Origin of the sequence: Hymenobacter lucidus, assembly GCF_020447265.1 — a bacterium.
Taxonomy (GTDB): domain Bacteria; phylum Bacteroidota; class Bacteroidia; order Cytophagales; family Hymenobacteraceae; genus Hymenobacter; species Hymenobacter lucidus.
Map to the genome: position 1 here is coordinate 307,095 of NZ_JAJADR010000002.1, position 16,503 is coordinate 323,597.

At 59.7% G+C, this 16,503-nt stretch carries 19 protein-coding genes; 7 read left to right on the forward strand and 12 right to left on the reverse strand.

Annotated elements, in window-relative coordinates; translation table 11 throughout:
- Positions 1-68: 68 nt before the first annotated feature.
- Entirely contained in the window at positions 69-545 is a 477-nt protein-coding gene (locus LGH74_RS08005; RefSeq protein ID WP_226174330.1) for a hypothetical protein, read from the reverse strand.
- A 95-nt stretch (positions 546-640) separates the two neighbouring features.
- Positions 641-1,069 carry a BLUF domain-containing protein gene (locus LGH74_RS08010; RefSeq protein WP_226174332.1) on the reverse strand — a complete coding sequence of 143 codons (429 nt, stop codon included), beginning with the start codon at positions 1,067-1,069 and terminating at the stop codon, positions 641-643.
- A gap of 193 nt (positions 1,070-1,262) precedes the next feature.
- On the opposite strand from LGH74_RS08010, the gene LGH74_RS08015 reads away from it, so the two are divergent.
- The 5 genes from LGH74_RS08015 to LGH74_RS08035 all read left to right on the forward strand — a co-directional run bounded on the left by LGH74_RS08015 (position 1,263) and on the right by LGH74_RS08035 (position 5,798).
- A complete protein-coding gene (locus LGH74_RS08015) occupies positions 1,263-2,351 on the forward strand; it encodes a mechanosensitive ion channel family protein (RefSeq protein ID WP_226174340.1) in 1,089 nt (362 codons plus the stop codon).
- A gap of 115 nt (positions 2,352-2,466) precedes the next feature.
- On the forward strand, positions 2,467-3,024 hold the full coding sequence (locus tag LGH74_RS08020; RefSeq protein WP_226174342.1) for a cupin domain-containing protein: 558 nt from the start codon (positions 2,467-2,469) through the stop codon (positions 3,022-3,024).
- Between the two features lie 244 nt (positions 3,025-3,268).
- The gene (locus tag LGH74_RS08025; RefSeq protein ID WP_226174344.1) at positions 3,269-4,036 is read left to right on the forward strand and encodes a hypothetical protein; all 768 of its coding nucleotides are present in this window, start codon (positions 3,269-3,271) and stop codon (positions 4,034-4,036) included.
- A gap of 145 nt (positions 4,037-4,181) precedes the next feature.
- Complete coding sequence (locus LGH74_RS08030) at positions 4,182-4,766, forward strand: hypothetical protein (RefSeq protein WP_226174346.1); 585 nt, start codon at positions 4,182-4,184, stop codon at positions 4,764-4,766.
- Positions 4,767-4,838: 72 nt separating this feature from the next.
- Positions 4,839-5,798: an NmrA family NAD(P)-binding protein gene (locus LGH74_RS08035; protein WP_226174348.1), complete on the forward strand. Its 960-nt coding sequence runs from the start codon at positions 4,839-4,841 to the stop codon at positions 5,796-5,798.
- Between the two features lie 58 nt (positions 5,799-5,856).
- Here the strand turns inward: LGH74_RS08035 and LGH74_RS08040 are convergent, their stop codons facing one another.
- From LGH74_RS08040 to LGH74_RS08055, 4 genes are all read right to left on the reverse strand, one after another.
- Positions 5,857-6,447 carry a GrpB family protein gene (locus LGH74_RS08040; protein ID WP_226174350.1) on the reverse strand — a complete coding sequence of 197 codons (591 nt, stop codon included), beginning with the start codon at positions 6,445-6,447 and terminating at the stop codon, positions 5,857-5,859.
- Positions 6,448-6,573: 126 nt separating this feature from the next.
- Complete coding sequence (locus LGH74_RS08045; RefSeq protein ID WP_226174352.1) at positions 6,574-7,095, reverse strand: hypothetical protein; 522 nt, start codon at positions 7,093-7,095, stop codon at positions 6,574-6,576.
- Between the two features lie 74 nt (positions 7,096-7,169).
- Positions 7,170-7,640: a hypothetical protein gene (locus LGH74_RS08050; protein WP_226174354.1), complete on the reverse strand. Its 471-nt coding sequence runs from the start codon at positions 7,638-7,640 to the stop codon at positions 7,170-7,172.
- A 134-nt stretch (positions 7,641-7,774) separates the two neighbouring features.
- The gene (locus tag LGH74_RS08055; RefSeq protein ID WP_226174355.1) at positions 7,775-8,197 is read right to left on the reverse strand and encodes a hypothetical protein; all 423 of its coding nucleotides are present in this window, start codon (positions 8,195-8,197) and stop codon (positions 7,775-7,777) included.
- Positions 8,198-8,445: 248 nt separating this feature from the next.
- Between LGH74_RS08055 and LGH74_RS08060 the strand changes: the two genes are divergently transcribed.
- Positions 8,446-9,276: an ion transporter gene (locus LGH74_RS08060; RefSeq protein ID WP_226174357.1), complete on the forward strand. Its 831-nt coding sequence runs from the start codon at positions 8,446-8,448 to the stop codon at positions 9,274-9,276.
- Between the two features lie 26 nt (positions 9,277-9,302).
- Here LGH74_RS08060 and LGH74_RS08065 read toward each other — a convergent pair whose 3' ends face one another.
- The 6 genes from LGH74_RS08065 to hutU form a co-directional block, all read right to left on the reverse strand.
- Positions 9,303-9,626, reverse strand: a complete 324-nt coding sequence (locus LGH74_RS08065; RefSeq protein ID WP_226174359.1) for a GNAT family N-acetyltransferase — start codon at positions 9,624-9,626, stop codon at positions 9,303-9,305.
- 164 nt (positions 9,627-9,790) lie between these two features.
- Entirely contained in the window at positions 9,791-10,519 is a 729-nt protein-coding gene (locus LGH74_RS08070; RefSeq protein WP_226174361.1) for an NADPH-dependent F420 reductase, read from the reverse strand.
- A 207-nt stretch (positions 10,520-10,726) separates the two neighbouring features.
- Positions 10,727-11,440 carry a hypothetical protein gene (locus LGH74_RS08075; protein WP_226174363.1) on the reverse strand — a complete coding sequence of 238 codons (714 nt, stop codon included), beginning with the start codon at positions 11,438-11,440 and terminating at the stop codon, positions 10,727-10,729.
- A gap of 449 nt (positions 11,441-11,889) precedes the next feature.
- A complete protein-coding gene (locus LGH74_RS08080) occupies positions 11,890-12,960 on the reverse strand; it encodes a PIN domain-containing protein (protein ID WP_226174365.1) in 1,071 nt (356 codons plus the stop codon).
- 176 nt (positions 12,961-13,136) lie between these two features.
- Complete coding sequence (locus tag LGH74_RS08085; RefSeq protein ID WP_226174367.1) at positions 13,137-13,760, reverse strand: hypothetical protein; 624 nt, start codon at positions 13,758-13,760, stop codon at positions 13,137-13,139.
- Between the two features lie 84 nt (positions 13,761-13,844).
- Positions 13,845-15,650, reverse strand: a complete 1,806-nt coding sequence (gene hutU, locus LGH74_RS08090; RefSeq protein WP_226174369.1) for a urocanate hydratase — start codon at positions 15,648-15,650, stop codon at positions 13,845-13,847.
- Positions 15,651-16,007: 357 nt separating this feature from the next.
- On the opposite strand from hutU, the gene LGH74_RS08095 reads away from it, so the two are divergent.
- Entirely contained in the window at positions 16,008-16,463 is a 456-nt protein-coding gene (locus tag LGH74_RS08095; RefSeq protein WP_226174370.1) for a hypothetical protein, read from the forward strand.
- Positions 16,464-16,503 lie beyond the last annotated feature (40 nt).

The following is a 16,503-nucleotide window of genomic DNA, read 5'->3' on the forward strand; positions in this document are numbered from 1 at the left end:
CATTTAGCGCAGTCATCCAGTCCGGGCCCAGCTAGTTGCGGCCCCGTCATTGCTACTGAAACCAGTCCTTAGCGCGGCTCGGCCACCGGCAGCCAGGGCCGGATGGCGGCGGCCAGCTCGGGGCTGGTGAAGCTGAACCGGGTGGTACCCGAGTCGCCAGTGCGGATGTGGGTGGTATAGGAGGTCAGCCACAGCATTTTTTCGCCCTCTACCGGCTCCAGCGCGTCCCACGGAATGAGCAGCGGCGGGTGCCCAGTGCCAAATGGGAAGCCCGAGGCCAGAGCCAGTCCCGCCGGCGTGGCCGCCGCTTCGAGTACGCTCTGGTACTTCATCGACCCGATATAGGCTTGTCCCAACCCAAACCAGGAACCCGGCGGCCGGCTAGCGGTCTGAAAATGGTTGGCCAGCTTCTGCCAGCCCATCAGTGCAACCAGCTTCACGACCAGGCACCAGAAGCCGATAAAGCCAGCCAGCGCCAGCGGAATAAGTAGTAGCAGCCAATAGTTCATGCTACCGATACGCAAGCCAGCGCCGGAAGTCAGCATCGGAGGCAAAGGCCAGGCGGTATTTACCATTGGAACGCCACTGCCTGAGCCCGGCCTTTGCGGCCCAAACAGCCCAGGCTATGCTCCCACCCGGCTCAAAGCTGGTAGCCGTCATTCACCACGAAAGACTTGAGCAGAAACAGCATTTCCTCGTCGATGGCGGGACGCTGGGCATCCAGAAAATTGGTGCGGTACGGGTCGATGTAGCCCGTGAGGCGCACGAAATCTTGCTCCGACAGCATCTGAAACCCCATCGACCAGTCGGCAAAGACCCGGCCCGCCACCGGCCCGTCGGCCAGCGTGGTGACGCGCGTGTGGCGGTAGTCGTGCTGGATGGTGGCGTACACCTGTTGCACGGTAGCAGCCTCGCCTTCCAGCACCTGCATGAAGCTACCATTGCCGTAGAGGAGCAGCCCGGTAATGGAAAGCCGGTAGTTTTTGGTGCGCGACTGCCGCAGCAGCACCCGCAAATCGGCGGTAGTGGGCACGCCCACGGCCGTGCTTTGATAGACGATATGGTGCATAGTTCACAACGGAATTTCCTGCTTCCAACAGCCGGCCGGCAGGTGGTACCGAGAGCCGCCAGAATTAATGTACCCATTCAGCGCCCGGAATACAAGCTGGACCGGTGGGGCCGACCTGTAGCTAACCTTTCGCCGCCGGCATGGGTACACCTCTCACCCGGGCCGCACCTACCACGCCGGCCCCGCTCCTATCATGCAGCAACAAGTCACTCACCTACTCTCCCATTTTCCTGAGATTTTCGCTGCCCTGGGTATTCTGCTGGGCGGGCTGATTCTCGGCCTGGTGCTGAAATACGTGGTTTTTGGCGTGCTGCGGGCCTTTGGTCGGCGCGAAGACTCGACGCTGGCCCGTTCCGTAAACGAGCACCTGAGCCAGGCCAGCGCCTGGTTTTTTCCGGTGCTGGCCGTGTCGCTGCTGCTGCCGCTGGTGCCGCTGCCGCCCAAGCCATTTGAGGTGCTACGCCGCGTGGTCGAAATTGCCCTGGTGCTCACCTTTGCCTGGGGCTTGGTCAAAACCGTGGACGTGCTCCAGGACCTGGTACTGCGGCGCTACCAGCTGGGCTCCGACAACAACCTGCGGGTGCGCAAGCTCTTCACCCAGCTCCAGTTCGTCAAGAAGCTGGCCGTCAGCCTGATTTTGTTCGTGGCGGTGGGCCTGGTGCTGATGAGCTTCGAAACAGTGCGGCGCCTGGGCACGGGCCTGCTCACCTCGGCCGGTATTGCCAGCGTCATTGTAGGCTTTGCCGCCCAGCGCTCTATCAGCAACCTGCTGGCCGGCTTCCAGATTGCCTTCACCCAGCCCATCCGCATCGACGACGTGCTGGTGGTGGAGGGCGAGTGGGGCCGGGTCGAGGAAATCACCTTTACCTACGTCGTACTCAGCATCTGGGACGAAAGGCGGTTGGTACTGCCGCTCAATTATTTCATCGAAAAGCCCTTCCAGAACTGGACCCGCACCAGTGCCCGCCTCACTGGCACTGTGTTTCTGCAAACCGACTACACCGTGCCCGTGGAAGCCGTGCGCACCGAGCTGCGGCGCATTCTGGAGGCCCACCCGCTCTGGGATAAGCGCGTGTGCGTGCTGCACGTAACCGATGCCAAGGAACGCACTCTGGAGCTGCGGGCCCTGGTCAGCGCCGCCGACGCGGGCTCGGTATGGGAGCTGCGCTGCGCCGTGCGCGAGCAGCTGGTCACGTTTCTGCAGCAGCACTACCCGGCCAGCCTGCCCCGCACGCGGATACTACTCGACAACGATGACAACCGCGCCGGCGCCCCCGGCTAAGGCAAGTCGGACGCTGTCTGGTTGGTCCAACGGAGGATGCGCTGCCCAAACAAAGCAAACACGCTTTTATCAGCTACTTAGTTTATATATTTATAATACACTATATGACTTCACTATGCAACGACGCGCCTTCCTTCACCTGCCCCTGCTGGCCCCCGCGGCCTACGCCCTGCCTTGGTGGGCCGGCCCACTGGAGCCCGCTGCGGCCGATGAGCTAACCGGCAAAGCCGTGCTGGTGCGCAGCAAGCAGGACCGCTCCAACAAGCCCTTCCGGTTTCTGGATGCGACCTTCACCGTTAAGGTTTCGGGGCAGGATACGGGGGGCCGTTGCGTGATTTTCGACACGCTCCGCCATGAGAAAGTGGGGCCCTTCCTGCATTTCCACAAGAATTGCGAGGAATGGTTTTACGTGGTAGAGGGCGAATTCAAGTTTCAGGCGGGGGAAGAAATGATGCGCCTGCAGGCCGGCGACTCACTGCTGGTGCCCCGGGGAATGCAGCACGCCTTCGTAAAAACCAGTGAAGGCACGGCCCGCCTCATCGTGATGCACCAGCCGGCCGGCACGCTGGAGGAGTATTTCCGCACCTCGGGCGAACTACCGATGGACACCCGCAAGGCTTTGGGCGTCAAGCACGACATTCACTACACCGGCCCACCGCTGAAACCGGACTGACGCCTTGGTGATGAATCCCAACGGGGCCGGTGGACTTGCTTCCGCCGGCCCATTGTTTTTTATACAAAGCCAGCCGGATGGCCATTCGGTGCTGGCGGCGCTGCCCGGGACCCGTAGAAACCCGGCGACCTGGCGCCGGGCGGCGGTACAAAACGCTGCCGAATTAAACCAAGCGCTATATAATCCAACGGGTATATTTGTCCGCGCTGTGCGCCGTGGCACAGCCTGACCCCATCCCGTTGTTATGCGTAATTTTCTGGCGACTCTGACGGCCGTTACCCTGCTGGTCTTACTCATCTTCACCGGCCTGCACCTGCTTCACCTCACCACGGGCACGCTCGTCGACTGGATTATCGGCATTGGTATCTTTTGGTGGCTGGCCGCGGTGGTAGTATTACCCTGGAACACGCACTTTGCGGCCAAGGATGTGCTGGAAGAAGCCCGCCAGTCGCGCGAGCATGGCATTGCGGTGAGCGAGGAAACCGTGGCCTTTGCCCGGCGCCTGGCCCAGCGCTTTTTGTGGCTGGCCATTGGGTTGCACCTGCTCACGGCCCTCACGCTCTACCTGCTGGCTTACTATCAGCTTACAGTGGTGGGCTACGCTGCCTCGGTGGCCGCGCTGCTGCTCACCTTTGCCAGGCCGGCCCAGCGGGCTTACGAGCACCTGAGCCGCCGTCTGCAGGCCATGACGCACCAGATTCACTATCCGCGGGAAGACGTGGTGGAGCTGCGCAGCCGAATGCTGGATGCGGAAACCAAGCTGCGCGACCTGCGCACTATGCTGGACGTGAGTGAGCCTACCTCCTGGGCCCACAGCCAGACCCAGGAGGTGGCCCACCTGCGCCTGCAGCTCGACCGGCTCGATGGCCGCCAGGAGGAACTGACCCGCCAGAACAGCCGCGACCACGAAGCCCTGGCCCGCCAGACGGCCGCCGACATTGCTCGTCTCTCCGAAGACGCCCAGTTTCTCAATCAGGTCCGGGAACTGATCCGCTTCTACAAAAGTGCCTAGCGCGCCGGTAGCGGTCTGAATGGTCAACCCAGCTGGTTAGGTGTGGCTACAACCTTCTGAGCACGGCCCTTTTCCGACCCGGCACCGTTGGGCTGCGTATGAAGGCTTCGGCAAAAGGAACAGCAAACCTTTGCCGGCGCTCCGCATGAAAAAGCTTCTGTCGTTTCTACCGCTGCTGCTGGCCGGCTGTGGCCCCTGCCAGGAAATAATCCTCTCGCCGCCCGAGCGGGCTTGGCTGGCCGCCTACCAGCCGGGCGAGAAAATCACCTTTCGCAGTAACCGGGGCCGCACCAACACCCTGACGATGCTGCCGCCTAAAGAATGGCATGAGAATACGGACTGCAACCGGCTGGAGTCGGGCAATTACCAGCCCATCTTCTCCCAGATTATCTTGCAGTCTGCCACCGTGTACAACGCCCGGAACCCGTATTTTCTGGTGACGATGCGCAAAAACAACCCCGACCGGCCGGGCTACCTTACCTTCAGCATGGCGGGGGTAGAGTGCGGCACAGCCGCCGAGGAAGGCCAGCCCACCTCGAAGCTGCAGCAACGCTCCTGCACCCTGACGACCACCGGCCAAGTGTACCCAAGGGCCTATTTTTTTCAGGACGGGCAAAACGCCACGCACTACGGCACCGGGCCGGTACGGGCTTTCTACTGGGACCGGCAGGCCGGCCTGATCCGCTACGACTTGGCCGACGGCGAAACATTTGAGCTAGCCGCGGATTAGTCAGTGCCGGGCGCGGCCGGCTTTTGTGCCAGCACCCACCAGCCCCTTCTGAATTCCACCCAAGCCAGGTTTATGATTCCCCAATCAGCAGAAAATACCGCTACTTCTCCCACCGGCAGCCTTACCGAACCCGCCACCATTGTGCTGGCCGGCGCTACCGGGGCCCTTGGCCTGCTCATTGCCCACCACCTGCGCCGGCGTGGCGCGGCCGTGCGGGCCCTGGTGCGTTCGGCCGCCAGCACCACCGCCGAGGCCGACTCGCTGCGGCTGCAGGGCGTGGAAGTAGTAAGCGTAGATTACAACGACGCGGCAGCCCTTACCCAAGCCTGCGCCGGCGCCAGCTGCGTGGTATCGGCCCTGTCGGGGCTGCGGCCGGTGATTGTGGATGCCCAGACCCAGCTGCTCGAAGCGGCCATTGCGGCCGGCGTGCCCCGCTTCATTCCTTCCGACTTTTCGGCCGACTTCACCCGGCTGCCCGAAGGCTCCAACCGTAACTTCGACCTGCGCCGGGAGTTTCAGCGCCGGCTCGATAAAGCCCCCATCCGGGCTACTTCCATCCTCAACGGCATGTTTACGGAACTGCTCAAGGGCCAGGCTCCAGTGGTGCTGCAGGGGCCAAAGCGGGTGGCTTACTGGGGCGACGCCGACCAGCCTCTGGACTTTACCACGATGGTAAACACGGCCGAGTACACCGCTGCCGCTGCTCTTGATGCTACCACGCCCCGCTACCTGCGCGTGGCCGGCGAAGTAGCTAGCATTCGGGGCCTGCAGGCCGCCGCCCAGGCCGCTACGGGTCAGGATTTCAAGCTATTCCGGGTGGGTAGCCTGGGCTTTCTGGGCACCATGATTAAGGTGACGCGCACCCTGATGCCCGCCAAGAACGAAGTATTTCCGCCCTGGCAGGGCATGCAGTACCTGCACAACATGCTCAGCGGGCAGGCCAAGCTGACCGAGCCGCTGGACAACGGGCGCTACGACGGCATCCAGTGGACGCCCGTGCGGCAGGTGCTGGCCGCCAAAGACAACGCCTAGCCCGCTTTACTTGCTGCCGCCAATGGCGGCGGAAGCATTCAGGGAGCTACTCAGGGAGCTACTGGAAGTCGGCTGGCAGCTGCCAGCCGACTTTGTCGGCCCAGAGACTCGCCGCTTCATAGATGAGGTGAAACACGGGCTCTTTCAGAAACAGGTAGCCGTCGATGCTGTTGGGGAAGAGGGTGGCGGCGCGGTGCTTGGCCAGCGCATACTCAGCCCGGGCACGGTCATTGGCCCGCAGGTAGTCGCGGAACAGCAGGGCGTAGCGCGCATTGAAGCGCCCCGCCTCCCGGATGTGTATATGAGTGCGCCGCTCCCCCGCCGGCTCGCGCATATAGAGCTTGCGCTGCTCCACATCCGCAGCGGGCAGGTAATGAAACTCGTCGTACTGAAACGCCTCGGCCTGCCGGAAACCAGCCTGCCAGAGCGGCTGCGTGAGGTCGGCCACCGCGGCCAAGTCAGCCACGGTCAGCTGCAGGTCGATGACGTCCTTGGCGCTGAGGCCGGGCACCGCCGTGGACCCGATATGGTCGATGCGCACCACAGCCGGGCCCGCCAGCGCCCGGATGCGCTGTGCCATAGCCTCGTACTCGGCCACCCAGCCCGGCTGATAAGGCAGCAGCACAACCGGCCTCGAGGTAGGGAACATAGGCTTTGGGAGAAATCTGGGGAAGCCCGAAAAGTAAGATGTACGCCCGATTACGACTACAGCCGCAAGTGAGCTACTCTGTACCCGAATCTCAAAGCCACCGGGCTGCTAATGGCCATCCTTTTGTCACCAGGCATTAACGGTAACGGTTGCTCCATACTGGTCGACGGTGAACAGCGGCTCTCGATTGAGCGGGCTGCCGGCTACAAACTGCGCGCCTTCCTCTACCACCACTATTTTCTTGCCCAACAACGCAGCCACGCTGGTCAGGAAATGCAGCAGCTGCGCATGGTCGTCCTGCTCCTTTATTTCCCGGGGGTCAATGTCGCAGTCGATAGTATCGTCGCTGAGAAAAAAGCAGTTGAACTGGATACGGCCAATGGTTACGTAGGCAAAAGGGGCATTACCCGGCAAGTCATTGTCCCAATAGGTAAATACGGCCGCCAGGTCAATCTTTTCCTGTTCCAACGGCTCCTCATCACCCCGATATAGAAACCGGACCGGGTAATTGGCCTGCACAAAATCAACCCAGCGGCGCCAATCGTCCCGGTTCGTATCCAGCACGATGACGTCGGGCAAGGAGCCATCGGAGCGGTAGACGTGCTTTTTAAGAACTTCCCAGCTCAAGTCGGCTATGTTGGTCGGCATCGGGCTGGTTGTATGGTTGGCTGTATGAAGGATAGCAGCGGCAGAATGAAAGCGGGACGGCGCTATCCAGTACGCTACTTCGGCGCCAGCTGCCACCGAAAGCTGATGCCCTTCGAGTCGGGGGTGCGGATATCCACCGCGCCGGAGCTGGGCTTGGGCGGCGCGTAAGGCTGCGGGGTGCCATCAGCACCTACCACCGCCAAGTTCTGGTAGGCAATAAACACGTAGATCTGGTCACCGGGCTGGATGCTGCTCGCCAAGGCCCGCAGGTCTACGTTGGGCTGGCTCACGACCAGTGTAGGCAGGGCCGGGCGGCCGCGTCGGATCAGCGTCAGCTCGGCATTTCGGAACCGGTAGGGCTGCTCCGGACACCCCGCCGCCGCTGCTACCCGCAACGTAACGAGCGGCACGAAGGCGCTGCCCGCAGCTGGTATTTCCGCATTTTTGCTCAGCAGCTTCACCACCGGCCGGGCGCAGTCAGTTTGGGCAGTAGCCGCGGTGGCCGTAGCCAAGCTGACCAGCACCAGAAGTAGTTTATTCAGCATGGCAGGCGGGGTAACTAAGCAGTACAACGATAGATAGGCAAACCAACCGCGGCAAACAAGCACCGGGAGGTAATCCTCAACGGCCCCGGACCCACGCGCAGTATATATGTGTAGCAGTAAGCCGTGAAGGACACTTAAGGCTGGGCAACTGGTGGTGCGGGCCGGGCACCAAGGGCCAGACGCAGGCTCAAAAGCGCCAATAGCAGCGTCAGCGGGGTGAAGACAGCCTTTTCCGTGACATTGGTCGAGAATAGGTTACCCACCGTATTCAGCCCAAATAGGCCCACCATCAGCCAGAGCGCTACCCGCAGTACCCGGGAGCTGACGCTCACCTTCCAGTAGCCCGCCCACACGGCTACCACTGCCAGCATCAGCGCGTTCAGGGCTATGGATACGGTTTCGAAAGCCAGCATCTGCGCGTGGGTTTGCAGCCGCCCGCCCCACACGACGCCGAAGGGAATGACGCCCGTGATAACCAAGCCGTGAAAGAGCAGGATCAGGACGAAAATAACCAGTAGGCTGGCAGCGGCCAGGCGTTCGGAAAACAGCTGCTTCATGGCAGAGAAAAGCAATGGGAGGAAGACCAATAGAGCGTGGCACTCGCCCGGCAGCCAATGCCGCCTGGCAGCTGCGAAATAAGCAATTCCAGCACAAAAGCGGCCGGGCTTGCCAGGGCGTCAGCCAGCCGGGCAGTGCATGCTGGGCAGGCAGCCCCCTCAAGCAGGCTCATCTCGCAACGGCTGGTTTGCGTAAGCCCGACCTACACCACCGGCCCCGGCAAAGCCCGACCGGCCCCTGCTTCTCTATGGATATTCGCCCCCGCGCCAACGCTTCTTCCTGGCAACAAAAGGCTTACCGCGTCATCTTCGAGTCGGACACCCGGGCCGGGCAGCTCTTCGATATTGCCCTGCTGGTGGCCATTGTGCTGAGCGTGCTGGCCGTCATGCTGGAAAGCGTGACCAGCATCAGTGCCCGCTACGGGCCGGGGCTGCGGGCGGTAGAGTGGTTTTTTACCGGCCTGTTTCTGCTCGAATACCTGATGCGCCTGCTGGTGGTGCGCCGGCCCCTGAACTACGCCCTGAGCTGGCTGGGCATCATCGACTTTCTGGCCATCGTGCCCACGCTGGCGGCCCTGGTGCTGGCCGGCAGCCGCTACCTGCTCGTTATTCGCACGCTGCGGCTGCTGCGGGTGTTCCGCATCTTCAAGCTGGGGCAGTTCATTGGCGAAGGTGAGTTTATCCTGAGCGCCCTCAAGGCCAGCCGCTTCAAGATTCTGGTATTTCTAAGCTCCGTCATCACGCTGGCCGTAGTAGTAGGCACGCTGATGTACGTAGTGGAAGGCGGCCAGAATGGCTTCACCAGCATCCCGAAAAGCATTTACTGGGCCATCGTAACCATGACCACCGTGGGCTACGGCGACATCTCCCCGGCCACAGTGCTGGGCCAGACGCTGGCCTCGGTGCTGATGATTATGGGCTACGCCATCATTGCCGTGCCCACCGGCATCGTATCGGCCCAGATGGCGCTGCCCGCCGCCGGCCGGCCTACCTACAAGCAGGTAGTGTGCCACGTGTGCCAGGCCCAGGACCACCGCAACGACGCCGAATACTGCTGGCGCTGCGGCGAGAAACTGTAGGCGACCGGAAAAGCCACGCGCTCCTGCTACGGGGCCGGCTGAAACCAGCGCTGATACGCCGGCGCCACCAGCCGCTGCCACTCCGAGTGGCGCTTCAGGTAGCTGGTCACGAAGGGGCACAACGGAATCAGCGGCTGCCCGCGCCGCTCTACTTCGGCCAGCACTTTTTCTACCAGGGCCGTGCCTACCCCCTGCCCTTCCAGCTGCCCCGGCACTTCGGTGTGAAACAGGGCCAGGGCACCTTCCCGGTCGCCGTATTCCATAAAGGCCGTGGCGTAGTTCACGGTCAGCTCGAAGCGGTGGCTGCCGCTGTTGTCGACGAGGGGCAGGTCCTGGAGTTCGGGTTTCATAGCATGGAAGTTGATGGTAGCGGGCTAAAAATAGTGGTGATTGGGAATAGTAGGTCACTCTGTCCGCGTAAAACGAAAAGCGCCGCCCCGGTTTCCCGGGGCGGCGCTTTGCACTACATACTGGTTGGCCGGTTATTTGGCCGGCAGCTACTTCAGCCCTGTGGCTATTTTAGCTTCACGCCCTGGGCTTGCAGAGCCTGCTCCTGCTGGGCCTGGTTGGCCAGGAACTCGGCGTGCTGGGCTTCCGTGCGCTCGGTGCCCAGGCTAGCCAGGTGCTGTTTCACTTGGTCGGCCGGCAAATCGTTGCAGTAAATGGGGCCGCCGGGCTGCTGCCGCCACGACTCGCGCATCGTGCCGCCGTCCAGGGCGTCGAAGCCCAGCTCTTCCACCAGGGCCATTACTTTTTGCTTGGCCGCGGCATCGTCGGAGGCCACGGGCAGGGCAATGCGGCCGGGCGTGCCGGCAGGCTGGCCGTTGTTCTGGAGGTTGGCAGCGAAGATGTTGTTGAACACCTTCACCACGGGGCGGCCCAAGTGCTGCTGCACCCAGCCGCTTTCGGTCAGGTCGCCGGTTTCCAGCTCGGGGATGTGGCCGTCGCGCAGCAGCGGGTAGTAGTTGCTTGTGTCGATGATGGGCACTTTGGGAGCTACCCCTGCGAACAAGTCTTTCGGTAGGTCGGGGATTTTCTCCAGCGGGATGGTCACCACGAGGAGGTCGGTGCCGCGTTGGGCGGCTTCCTGGGCCGTGACGGGCGTAGCGCCGGTTTTCTGGGCCAGGTCCTGCAGCGTCTCGGGGCCGCGGGAGTTGGCAATGTAAACGGTATGGCCGAGGCTGGTGAGCCGCACGGCGAGGGCGCTGCCGATGTGGCCGGCCCCGATGATTCCGATGTTCATAGTTGGGTAAGGTTAGTTTGTGCCCCGGCGCTGTGCCGTTGCAGGTGGTTAAACAGCGGTGGCGCGGTTTTGCTTTTTCAAACTGGAGAGCAGCTCGGTAAGCGGCAGTGGTTCACCCAACAAAAACGCCCGGCCTCCCCTACGGGAAACCGGGCGCCGGATAGCTGCACTAGGTATAGAATGAGGCGCGACACCAGGGCGGGCGGGTTAGTTTTGCCCCAGCGGGGCCGGCTTGGCTTCAGTGGCGGGGGCAGCAGCGCGGTGCTGGTTGAAGTACTTCTTTTCGAAGTACGTGGCGGCCTGCCCGGGCTGCTCGTCGAAGGTGAGGCCCAGCTGGCGGGCGTTGCGCGAGAGCTGCCGGGTGAGCAGGTCGCGCTCGGCGCGGGAGCCCACGCGGGCGTCGGCCTGCGCCTTCTTCTGCCCGGTTTGGGTGGTGAGGGCGGCCAGCAGCGCATCGCGGTGCTGAGTGTAAGTAGTCTTAAAGTCGGCCTCGAACCCCTGCCCCACTTCGGCCAGGGCCGTATCGAAACGCTCCAGCAGACCGGGCCAGGCAGGCTGGTCGGCCTGGTGGTACTCGTTGGCGCCCTTCGGGAAGAAGCGCAGGCGCTGGGCTTTGTCCTTGAGCTTGTAGTCGACGTAGTCGCGGCCGGAGCCCACGAGCCACTGCACCATCGCCTCGCGGGCGGTGCTCAGCGTGAGGGTGCTGCTTTTGCCCGTGCTGCTGGCCGTGCCCGCCTGGCTGCGCTGCCCGAAGTAGGCCTCGTAGCGGGCCTCGGTGGCCGTAACCAAGGCGTCGAAGCGGCCCTGGTCGTTGTCCTGCCGCAGCCGCTCCAGGTGGTCCCGCGTGCCCGCCTCCAGGTCCTGGGAGCTGATGGCGTCGTCGGCAAACCAGTCATCAAAAATTCTGTCAAACGCTAACATAGATGGCTAATAAAGTGAAGGTTAAAGATCCTCCTAGCTACCCAGAATATTCTGCAAATCCTATCTATAAACGTCTGGTTGTCTTCCAGAAGTCTGTAAATGCCTCCCAGGTTTCCCGGTGTGCCTTTCAGAGTTCTGTAGATGCCTTCTAAGTTTCCAGGTAGGGTTTCCAGAGTTCTGGAAGGTGCCCCTGAGTTTCTAGGTCGGTCTTCCAGAGTTCTGGATGGTATTTCGGGAAACTTCAGGAGGTGTTCCAGAGGTCTGGAAGGGTATCAGAAGTTTCTGGGAGGGTCTGGGACAGTTGTAGCGGGATATCCAAAGTTTCTCGGGGGGCTGGGTCCGGTAGTTATAGCTGGTCCCTCTTAGAACGACCAACGCCGCCGGAGTTTCCTCGGGCGGCGTTGGTGAGGGCTACTAGTGAGGCAGTGGAAGTGTAACATTCACTAAAATCATTTTAATACCTCGATAGAATCAACACTAAAATTATAAGGCTTTTCATCTATATCATAGCTAAATGAAAACCCTATCTTCATATTCAATTCCTTCTCACCAATCAACATATATTCATTCTCTATTTCACTATCAGCGGAGTATCCATACCCCTCAGCATCACATGATATACTCAAAATCCCAGAAATCACACACTCTTCGTCCATAATATCAACTTGAATGCCCATTAAATTATACATGTGAAATTTATCATCAAATGAAATAAAACCTTTTGCATCATAATCAAGATCAAATATATAATTTAGGTCGTAGTATTTAAATTTATTCTTTACCTCTATCTTTATATCTTCACCTAACAAATTTTGTATTATATCAAAAATAAACCAACTATCAAAGTCTTGATAATTTAACCATTTTTTAAAAACAGAAGAACGCTCGGTTATCATCAACTCATCTTTCTGAACTAATTCTTTGAAAGAACGGCAAATCTCAAGTCTTTTCGTATCAGAAAGCAGATCAGCATGAATTTCCCAATTTCCTTTTTTCAATTTTTCAAGATCACAAAAATCATTCACATTATCTGTCATAAAGTAACAATTGTTTAGCTCATATTCTTCCACGAATGCAGAATACACAAGCCAATTTAATGCATCTTTTAATTCATTTTTGTTATCAGCAAATGGCTTTACCCTACCCACAGCTCTGCGAACTATCTCAGGCAGCAGAGAGTTATCATGATGCAAAATCTCTAAAACACCTTCATTGTATAAGTTTTGATAGAATCTTTTCAGGCCTTCAACAGATACAGTTATATCAATAATAATATTAGATGACATACTGAAGTTATAATTCTTTGCATCATATAATATCTTTTCTAATTTATCATTTTCACCCTTAATTATTTTTTCATAATTCCTAATAAGCTCATCCAGAACTATCCTTGACATATAAAGGAAAATTTTAGAACTCTTAATTCTTGCTAGAGAAAGAATGTTACTAGAAAAGCTTCCCTTGAAAAAAGGATCTTTATACAATACTGAAGTATCAAGAAATATGTGCAGGCCTTGCATTTGCGTTTATCAAAATTATTAGCAGTATTTGTTACCCATAGCCGCATTATTTCGCAACATCACAAAGCTATTTTGTACTTTATAATACAATTCCAGTGACTAGATTAAGTTGAGTATTTTCGTAGCCCACGTCGGCGTGGCGGAAGGTACTTCTATCCGGGATGATAAGCACGCAGTTAGCAAGGGAAGAAAAACTCCACTTCCTGCAGCTTGCCCTTCTTGAATATCAGGCTTAAGGATCCTTCCGTGGGGGCTCCTTTGTAGGAGTACTGCAAATTCATTACCTCCCCTGGCTGGCTGGTAGAGGGCACGTCGGCTTCCTTGGCCGATACCGGGTAGTAGCGGCGGACGTCCTCCAGGGTGGTGTTTTGGTTGAGCACGAGCTGGCCCACCTTTCCCTGGAATTTGCCCGTCGTCACGTCGAAGCTGGCGAGGATGGCCTGGTTGCCGGCCACCTCGTAGCGGGTGTTGCCATAGTACCAGAAGTCGCCGTTGCTGTTGTCGGCGGTTTCCAGCTCGCCGCCGCACTCTACTGCGCCCTTGGCAATGCTGTCGGGGCGGCCCAGCTGGCTGGTGAGCAGCTTGGTGCTCAGCTCGTCCCGCGCCTTCCCATTGACGATAATCATGTTCGCCTCGATGTACTCCGGGTTGGCCGTCTCGGCAGTGGCTGATGCGGCCTGAGTTTTCTCAGTGGTATTCTGGGCCGGCGTGGCAGGTTCGGTAGTGGTTACGTCGGTGCCGGAGTTGCTTTGGCAGGCGGCCAGGCACAGCAGTGCGGAAGCCAGGAAAAGGTATTTCACAAGGATTAATAAGGTGGTAAATACAAGAAATCAATGCATAAAAAGGGCGGGGCAAACTTACGAAGCATGCCCCGCCCCTGCTGATTACTCCCGGCCCGGAATCTTTACCCCACGCTCATCGGCCACTTGCTGGGCCAGCTCGTAGCCCGCGTCGGCGTGACGGAAGACGCCCATGCCGGGGTCGGTGGTGAGTACCCGCTTGAGGCGCTCAGCTTTTTCGGGGGTTCCGGTGGCTACTATCACCATGCCGGAGTGGGTCGAGTTGCCGATGCCCACGCCGCCGCCGTTGTGCAGGCTTACCCAGTCGGCACCGCTGGCGGTGTTGGCCAGGGCGTTGAGCAGGGGCCAGTCGGCCACGGCGTCGGAGCCGTCTTTCATACCTTCGGTTTCGCGGTTGGGCGAGGCCACCGAGCCGCAGTCGAGATGGTCGCGGCCGATGACGATGGGGGCAGAAACTTCGCCCCGGGCCACGAGGTCGTTGATGACCAGGCCAAACTTTTCCCGCTCGCCGTAGCCCAGCCAGCACACGCGGGCCGGCAGGCCGATGAAGGGCACCTTGGCCTGGGCCTTCTCAATCCAGCGGGCCAGCATCTTGTTGTCGGGAAAGGTTTCGAGCAGGGCCCGGTCGATGCGCAGAATGTCGGCTGGGTCGCCACTGAGGGCCGCCCAGCGGAACGGACCTTTGCCCTCGCAGAACAGAGGACGGATGTAGCCGGGCACGAAGCCGGGGTAAAGAAACTGGCCGTTGTCGTCGCGCACCTTCAGGCCACCTTTTTCGGCCTGTCCGCGCAGGTTGTTGCCGTAGTCGAGGGCCACGGCCCCGCCGGCCTGCATATCAATGATGGCCTGGCAGTGCTTCATAATGGAAGCCAAGGCCTGGCGCTTGAACTCGGCCGGGTCAGTGGCGCGCAGGGTCAGCACCTCGTGAATGTCGCCTTCGGGAATGTAGTCCATCAGGTCGTGGGCCGAAGTCTGGTCGGTTACGATATCCACCTTAAAGCCCCGGGCCAGCAGCTCGGGCAGCACGGTGGCGGCGTTGCCGGTGAGGCCCACCGACCAGCCGATGCCGTCGTCTTTGGACTGCGTGCAGATTTGCAGGGCGTGGTCCAGGTCGCGGGCCTGGGCGTCGAGGTAGCCTTCGCGCACCTTTTGCTTTACCCGCTCGTCGATGGGCTCGATAACCAGGCACACCCCGTCGTTCATCGTCACCGACAGCGGCTGGGCCCCGCTCATGCCGCCCAGGCCCGCCGTAACGGTAATCGTGCCGCGCAACGTGCCGCCGAAGTGCTTGTCGGCCACGGCGGCGAAGGTTTCGTAGGTGCCCTGCAGGATGCCTTGGGTGGCAATGTAAATCCAGGAGCCGGCCGTCATCTGCCCGTACATCATCAGGCCCAGCTTGTCGAGCTCGTCGAAATACTCCTGGGTGCTCCAGGCGGGCACAATGTTCGAGTTGGCAATGAGTACCCGCGGGGCGTGGGCCCAGGTGCGTAGCACGCCCACGGCCTTGCCGCTCTGCACGAGCATGGTTTCGTCGGGCTCCAGGTTTTTGAGCGTCTTGACGATGGTCTGGTACTCCTTCCAGTTGCGGGCAGCGCGGCCGGCGCCGCCGTACACAATCAGCTCGTCGTAGACCAGGCTCACGGCTGGGTCGAGGTTGTTTTCCAGCATCCGCAGGGCCGCTTCGGCTTCCCAGGTTTTGCAGCGCAGTGTGGAGCCGTGCATGGCGCGTACGGTTTCCTCGGGCTTGTACTCGTAGTACATCGGGCGGCCCGGACCGTTGGTTTTGGGCGCGGACACTACCGGGGCGGGCGTTTTATCGGATTGGCTGTTGGCTTCGAGGTTGAGCTCGGGCGTATCGAGGGGAGCGGGGGCGGCGGGCTGCTGAGACATGGCAGAGTAGCGGTTTGGGAAGGTGGGTGGAGCGGCGAATATAGCGTTTTCGAGGCGGGAGCCGGCAGGATTTTGCACCCCGCCCGCCCGGCCCGCTACCGGTCCACCGCTAGTTATGCTGGGCTGCTGGCCTAACGTTGAGCTTGATAATACTGATAGCTCAGCAGCTGGGCTACGTTAAGCTGAACATTAGAATAGTCTTAATCAACCTACTTATAGATGAGCTTAATCACATATTATCAAAATATTTTTATAAAAATCAGGTTACCAAGGGTAAGAAATCAGTATAAAGCTTCCGATACCTCTTTCCGATGTATCGAGCATTCCAATCTACCTCACCAAACACTTTATTCTATCATGAAAAAGACCTTGTTTTTCGCCCTGGCGGCGGCCTCGTTTACGTTTGCCTCCTGCGGCGGCAATAACCAGGAAGGTAGCACCGGGGGCTCCACCAGCGGCTCAGGCACCGAAGGCACCTCTTCTGATGCCTCCACTTCCGACATGGGCGCTAATTCTGACATGAGCGGCGACACCACAATGAGCGGCGGCGTGGGCGGCACCACGGCGGGTACGGCCACCGGCACCACGTCTGGCACCAGCACTTCGGGCAGCACTGGCGGCACTACCGGCAGCACGGCCGGCGGCAGTACTTCGGGCAGCGATATGGGTGGCAGTGGCTCCACGGCAGGTGGCAGCACGGCTGGTGGCTCTACTACTGGCGGCAACACCGCCGGCGGCACGGGCTCCACGGCGGGCGGCAGCACGGCAGGTGGTACCGGCTCTACGGGCGGCGGCACAACTGGCGGCCAATAGCCCTCACGACACCTTAGGTTTGCAAAAAGCCTCTCGTTTC